At 69.5% G+C, this 6596-nt stretch carries 6 protein-coding genes; all 6 read right to left on the bottom strand.

All coding sequences use genetic code 11. From position 1 onward, the window contains the following. On the bottom strand, positions 1–850 hold an 850-nt coding region (locus tag G4D87_RS30990; protein WP_163786304.1), incomplete at its 3' end, for an SPFH domain-containing protein. Between the two features lie 198 nt (positions 851–1048). Continuing rightward, positions 1049–1849, bottom strand: coding sequence for an ABC transporter permease subunit (locus G4D87_RS30985; RefSeq protein ID WP_163786303.1), 801 nt, complete (start codon positions 1847–1849; stop codon positions 1049–1051). Positions 1850–1852: 3 nt separating this feature from the next. Next, positions 1853–2770 carry an ABC transporter ATP-binding protein gene (locus G4D87_RS30980; RefSeq protein WP_163786302.1) on the bottom strand — a complete coding sequence of 306 codons (918 nt, stop codon included), beginning with the start codon at positions 2768–2770 and terminating at the stop codon, positions 1853–1855. Then, positions 2767–5070: an ArnT family glycosyltransferase gene (locus tag G4D87_RS30975; RefSeq protein ID WP_163786301.1), complete on the bottom strand. Its 2304-nt coding sequence runs from the start codon at positions 5068–5070 to the stop codon at positions 2767–2769. Before G4D87_RS30975 ends, G4D87_RS30980 begins: the two co-directional genes overlap by 4 nt. Before the next feature lie 313 nt (positions 5071–5383). Next, a complete protein-coding gene (locus G4D87_RS30970; RefSeq protein ID WP_163786300.1) occupies positions 5384–5923 on the bottom strand; it encodes a hypothetical protein in 540 nt (179 codons plus the stop codon). A gap of 91 nt (positions 5924–6014) precedes the next feature. Continuing rightward, positions 6015–6596 (bottom strand): tetratricopeptide repeat protein (locus G4D87_RS30965; protein WP_371928623.1); only part of this gene is annotated, 582 nt, incomplete at its 5' end.

Genomic DNA, 6596 nt, shown 5'->3' with positions numbered 1-6596 from the left:
TGCCCATGCCGCCCAGCGCGTTGCCCGCGCCGCCACCGCCGCCGCCGTCCCCGCCCTTGGCCATGCCCTCGGCCGCGCCGAGCATCGCCTGGCCCTGCGCGTACTGCTGGAAGCCACCGGCCAGACGCGAGTACGCCACGTCCTTGCCCAGCTTCTTCAGCGTCGCCTCGTCCTCCTCCTTGATGGAGACGTGGAAGTTGCCCATCCGCACTACGGTGAGGCCGTAGCCGTCCACGTGGGGCTTGAGCCCGGAGATGACCTCCGTCTCAATCTCCTCGGTGTACGCGCCGCTCGTCACGTCGAGCAGCGGCCAGCGCTTCTTGACGAGCAGCTCCGCGATGCGGTCGCGCGTCACCTTCAGCACCTGGTTCTTGAACCAGCCGAGCAGCTCTTCGTTGCCGGTGCGGCCCATGCCCACCAGGCCCACCACCAGGCGCTCCGGGTCCGTCACGCGGATGGAGAAGTCGCCGTACACCATGGTGCCGATGCCCAGGCCCGTCTCCGGGTCGCGCACGTCACCGATGGGGCCTCCGAACTTCACGCCGGCGAACTCCCGCGTGGAGACGAAGAAGATTTCGGAGATGAAGAGGTTGCCGCCCGTGAAGCCTTCCATGAGGCGGGACAGGAACGGGATGTTGTTCGTGTCCAGCGAGTGGCGGCCGGGCCCCAGCTTGCCCTCCACCTTGCCGTCCTTCACGAAGAGGGCGACCTCGTCCGCATCGACGGTGAGCTGGGTCAGCATCCGGACGTTGTTCTCCGGATACTTGTAGATGATGTCGCCCTTCGCTGAATCCGCCCGGGCGATGAAGTTGCGCTTCGCCTCACCCTTGATGCTGTCGAAGATACCCATTGCCGTCAGCGCCTCCGTGGCCGCATTGGCAGCCGGTCAACCCGCACCCGCCACCTCAACCCCATTTAAGAGCATGGCATCCAGGACGAAAGCGCGCGCGCTCGCGTCCCGGTACCTGCCTGCAACATGCCAGTTTCACTGGCGAAAGCCTAGCCGCTCGGCAGGCTGGATGCTTTGGAAAGCGGCGGCCGGCGTCCGCTAGCCCCAGCGGCTCACCAACCGCTCGCGGTCCAACAGGCGGATACTCGCCCACAGCAGGAGGGCGTCCAGCACCAGCACCACGGCGCCCTGGAGCAGGTAGTAGCCAAAGCCCGCCTTGAGCACGCCGGCCACCTGGCCGCCCACCATGCCCACCAGGGGCAGCACCACCAGCGCGGACAGCTGCTGGGCCATGCGCGCCTCGCTCACCCGGGCGGAGATGAGCACCGCCACCCCGTTGCCGAAGAAGGCGAACAGCGGCGCGATGACGAACACGCCGAAGGTCCACAGCGCGTTGGGCATCAGCGGCATCTTCACCAGCGGCCACGCGACGATGTCCACGCCCACGCAGAACAGGACGAAGGCCGTCCACGTGATCGCCACGGACGGCACCAGCGCCGCCAGGCTCTTGCCCGTCACCAGCTCCGCCGCCGTCACGGGCGAGGCCAGGAGCGGCTCCAGCGTGCGCCGCTCCTTCTCCCCTGCCACGCTCTGCGACGCGATGAGGATGGGCACGAACACCGGCATCACCAGGAACATGCCGAACCAGTCGGTGAGCGTCTTGTCGATGAGGAAGCGCGCGGCGCTGGCCCCCAGCGGCAGCGTGGGGTCATAGAAGAGCGCCACGCTGCGCAGGTCCGCGTGGTCCGGCGCGCGCACGTACGTCCACACCACGCCAATGGGCACCAGCACCATGACAGCCGGGAGCACCATCATGGACACCAGCAGGCCCACGTTCTTTCGCAGGTCCAGGAAGTCCTTCCAGAACACCGCCAAGGCCCGCTTCGGACGGAACGCCATCGGCTACCCCCTCCCCTCGCGCAGCAGCTCCAGGTAGACCTCTTCCAGGGGACGCTGCGTGGGCACCGCGCTGTGCACCCGCGCGCCCGCCCCCACCAGGCAGGCCACCACGTCGGGCGCCTGCGCGTCGTCCGCCAGCATCACCCGCAGCTTCGGCCCTTCGGCCAGCACGTTGGGCGCGAAGGGCAGCTGGGCCAGCGCGCCGCGAAAGCGCTCCGCCTCCCCCTCCACGCGCACCTCCAGCGCCTGCCCCGCGTGCCGCAGCTCCCGCACCGGGCCCATGGCCAGCAGGCGGCGCTTCACCACCGCCACGCGCTCACACAGGCGCTCCACCTCCGCCAGGTTGTGCGAGCACAGGACGATGGTGCGCCCCTCCGACGCCAGCTCCGCCACGGCGTCGCGCACGGTGCGCGCGGACTCCGGATCCAGGCCGCTGGTGGGCTCGTCCAGGAAGATGACCTTCGGGTCGTGCACCAGCGTCCGGACGATGGCCAGCTTCTGCCGCATGCCCTTGGAGAAGCCGCCCACCGGCTCATGTTCACGCCCGCCCAGCCCGAAGCGCTCCAGGTAGTGGCGGGCCCGAGGCCAGGCCGCGGCTTCATCCAGCTCATGCAGCTTCATGAAGAAGCGCAGGTTCTCCCGCGCGGTGAGCCTGTCGTAGAGGCCGGGCTGCTCGGTGAGCAGGCCCACGACCTTGCGCAGCAGCTCGCCGTCGCGGTCCACCCGGTGGCCCCACACGGTGGCCTCGCCCTCGGTGGGCTGCAGCAGCCCCGTGAGCATGCGCACCGTGGTCGTCTTCCCCGCGCCGTTGGGCCCCAGCAGGCCGAACACCTCGCCGGGCCGCACGTGGAAGGACAGCGCCTCCACGGCCACCCGGTCTCCGAAGCGCTTGCCCAACTCCTGGACGTGGATGCCGCTCAATCGATGGTCACCAGGAGGAACTTGTTGTTGATGTCGCGGTCCACCGGCGTCACGACCTTGTCCGAGCCCACCGCGGTGCGCAGCAGGTTGAGCCGGTTGTGCTCCACCAGGGCCCACTCGCGGCCCGGGCGCTGCGCCAGGGCACGCATGCGCGCGTTGGCGTCCGACGCGCGGTACTGCTCCACCGTGTTCTGCGAGTAGAGCGTCTCGCCGCGCCAGTTCATCATGTACGCGACGATGGGCTCGCCCACCTGACGCTGCGCGTAGTAGCGCCAGAAGAGGTCACGCTGCGTCCAGTGGTGGGACAGGTCCACCCAGTGGCTCCAGTTGAACCAGAGGGCCATGCCCGCCGCGAGCACCCAGAAGGTGCCGAACAGCATCGCCCGCGCCCGCATCAGCGCCGCCACCACCGCCATGCCGCCCGCCACCGCGAAGGTGAAGCCCAGCGACTTCTTGATGTTGACGGGCTCCGACAGCGCCTTGAGCAGCGAGTCCGCCGCCGCCGGCTGACGGAAGCCCCGCACCGCGAACGCGATGCCCACCACCGCCAGCACGCCGGCCAGCGTCTGGAGCGCCGCGCGGCCTTCCGCCCCCGGCCGCATGGACTCCCACGCCAGGTAGCCGGCCACCACCAGCACCGCCACGCCCACCAGCGCCTTGGCGGACACCTGGGCCTGGGCGCTCACCGCGCCCAGCGTCGCCACGCCGCCCAACAGCAGCATCAGCGCCACGGCGCGCGCGCTCGGCGTCGTCCGGGCACGCCCCTTCGCGGAGAAGGCGTCGAAGGACAGGTAGACGCCGAAGGCCAGCAGCACCAGCGTCACCAAATCCCCCGTCCACAGCGGGCGCGAGGTGAAGAACGCGATGGGCTTCGTCACCAGGTCCTGCGGATAGGGCCGGTCGTAGTTGTAGACGAACAGGTCGGTGAAGATCTTCGGGTTCTCCGCGATGTTCTTCCCCACCAGGACGAAGAGCATGAAGCCGAAGATGAGGCTCACCGCGTGCGCGGAGATGCCCTCCTCCCACAGCTGGTCGATGAAGAGCGCCAGGAGGACGGCCACGCCCGGCAGCACCGGGAAGACGTAGTGGTGGAACTTGGTGGCGCTGGACGACAGCAGCCAGAAGGAGAAGGCCACCCACAGCACCGCGATGATGGCCAGGTGGTCCGCCGCCTTCTCCGAGCGCAGCTTCAGCCGCGCCACCACCGAGAAGGCGCCGGGCAGCAGCGCCACCCAGGGGAAGATGGCGAAGCCACCCTGCTCGATGAAGTAGATGAACGTGCCGCCCGGCGTGGTGGTGTGCACGCCCGCCGTGAGGCGGTTGAGGTGGTCATGGACGAAGAAGCGGTACCAGAAGAGCTTGCCCTCATCGTCCACGGAGCCGAAGAGGGACAGCGTCAGGTACCAGGGGCCCGCCACCGCGAAGAACACCAGGATGCCCGTGCCCAGGCGCATCTTGAACATCTGCCCCCACAGCACGGGCATGGGCTGACGGCCCTCGCGCACGTCCTTGCGGAAGCGGGACTGGGTGAGCCACTTCAGGTGCGCGTCCAGGCTGTCGCTGTCCCAGGGGATGACGGACAGGGCCGCGTACAACATCAGGATGACGGCGGGCAGGCCCACGCCCAAGAGGCCCTTGGCCAGCGCGGACAGGCCGGCGAAGAAATAGAAGCCGTACCACCAGGCGGCGCGGTGCTTCGTCGTCGCATCCAGCTGGCCGATGAGCGCGCACGCCATGGCGCAGATGAACGTCGTGACGAAGGGCGTGTCCGTCACCGTCTGCCGCGTGAGCAGGAAGTACAGCGGCATGGTGGCCAGCACGAAGCCGGTGGCCAGGCCCGCGCGCCGGGACACCACACGCGCCACCGCCAGTGACAGCAGCGCCACCGCGGTGATGCTCAGGAGCGCGAAGGGCATCCGCATGCCCCACTCCATGTAGCGGCCCAGCACCCCGCCGGGGTTCACCGCGCCCGCGGCGTTCATGCCCAGCGCCTGCATCCACATGGTGAGCGGCGGCTTGGAGAAGAACCACGAGCCTTCCCAGAAGGGATACACGTAGTCCTGGCGGACAATCATCATCCGCGCCACTTCGCCGTAGTGCGTCTCCCAGCAGTCCCAGAGGCCCACCGCGCCCAGGTAGGGAAGGAAGAGCAGGGCCGCGAAGCCCGCCGTGGCTGTCACGACGCGCAGGCTGAAGGACAGCTCCAGCCACCGCTTCGCCCACTTCGCCTGGAAGAAGTCCTTGCCGAGGATGGCCTCGGCGAAGGTCTGCTCCCGCTGCTGTTCGACTTCGCTCTCCACGGACTGAAGCTCCTTGAGTCGTTCCGGGCGGTGGGCGGCCCACCCTCGGCAGGACGCGGCGTTATATCCCCGCGGCCCCCTCCGGTCGACCACCGCCAGGCGCCTCTGCCGTGAGCCTGACTGCGCGCCGCTGTGCGGGGGGATGGACGCGCAAAGGGGCGCCAACCCCGCGAAAGCACGGCTCCTTGCTCTCTTTCCAGGCCTGCTGCCGGCGCCGGTGCGCGCGTCGTGCTCTCGGTCCGAGTCTTCGGCGCCCGGTGATGCGTGGAAAGAGAGGACCGGGCGCTCCCCCCAAGGAGCGCCCGGCGCTGGCTCACTGCGACGAAGAGGGCGTGAAGAGGCTGTTCACCGTGTTCACGACGGCGCCGGCCTGAGAGAGACCGGGGACGGGCAGCGCCGACACGACCGCGCTCGCCGAGTCGATGACCGCGTGCGTCTTCTGCGACGGCGTCGACGACGGGTTCGTGAAGACGTCCCGCGTGTTCGACAACGAGGACATCGCACCGATGACGTTCAGGCCCGGCACGAACTTGCCCAGCGTCTTACCCACCACCGTGGGCGGCAGCGCCGTGGGCACGGTGCCCCTCGACATCTGTCCGATGGCGCGAGCGCCCGTTTCGAAGGTGTCCGCCACGTTGATGGCGTTGTTCAGCGTGCCCGACGTGCTGCCAATCGTGCTCACCACCTGCTGCGGCGTCCGCACCGGCTCCGACGAGCCGCCCTTGCTTCCCACGCTCTTCGCGACGTTCGCCTCGAGCGCCACCACGTTCATGGTCCGGTCCGCGACGTCAGCGAGCACGGGCCCCGGCTTGAACGACGAAACGGTCGACTTGACTCCAGGAATCTGCGGCATGGTGTTCCCCCCTCTGCGTGTGACTGCGACTTACATTGGGGTTATCGGTGGTGACTGGACGGAGTTTCGACCACATTTTCCGACGTGCTTTTCACCGCCGAGGGGACGCCTCCAGCACCGACCGGAGCGCGAGCTCCGCCGCGCGCAGCCGGGCATCCTGCGGGGCCACCCGGCGCGCTTCCACCAGGCGCTCCATGGCCCGCGCGACGTCGCCGCGTGACAGCTCGCAGCGCACGCCCGCCTCCAGCGCGCCCGTGTCCCAGGGGCCGTACACCCGCGCCTCCGCGGCCGCGTGACACCCTTCCTCCACGCGTGACGCCTGCAGGAGCGCACGCGCCAGCTCCACGCGCGTCTCCACATGAGCGGGCGCCAGCCGCACGGACTCGCTCAACGGCGCCACCGCTTCCCTGGGAAGGCCCAGGCGGCGCAGCACCCCGCCCAGTTCGCGCAGCGGTCCCGGCGCGCCCGGGACGAGCAGCGCTCGAGCCCGCGCCTCGCGCAGGACAGAGGGCTCGTCGAAGCGCAGCTCCGCCACCATCCGGTCCACCACCTCACGGTAGGCGGGGTACGCCGCGGGCCAGGTGAACACCAGCCGGTACACCCACTCCCCCCGTGGCACGAAGAGCGCCATCAGCTGAGTGGGCCCCCCTGGCCCCTCCAGCTCCGCATGCAG

The organism is Myxococcus vastator (genome assembly GCF_010894475.1).
Classification (GTDB): Bacteria; Myxococcota; Myxococcia; order Myxococcales; family Myxococcaceae; genus Myxococcus; species Myxococcus vastator.
This window is presented reverse-complemented; position numbering and strand designations above follow the sequence as displayed.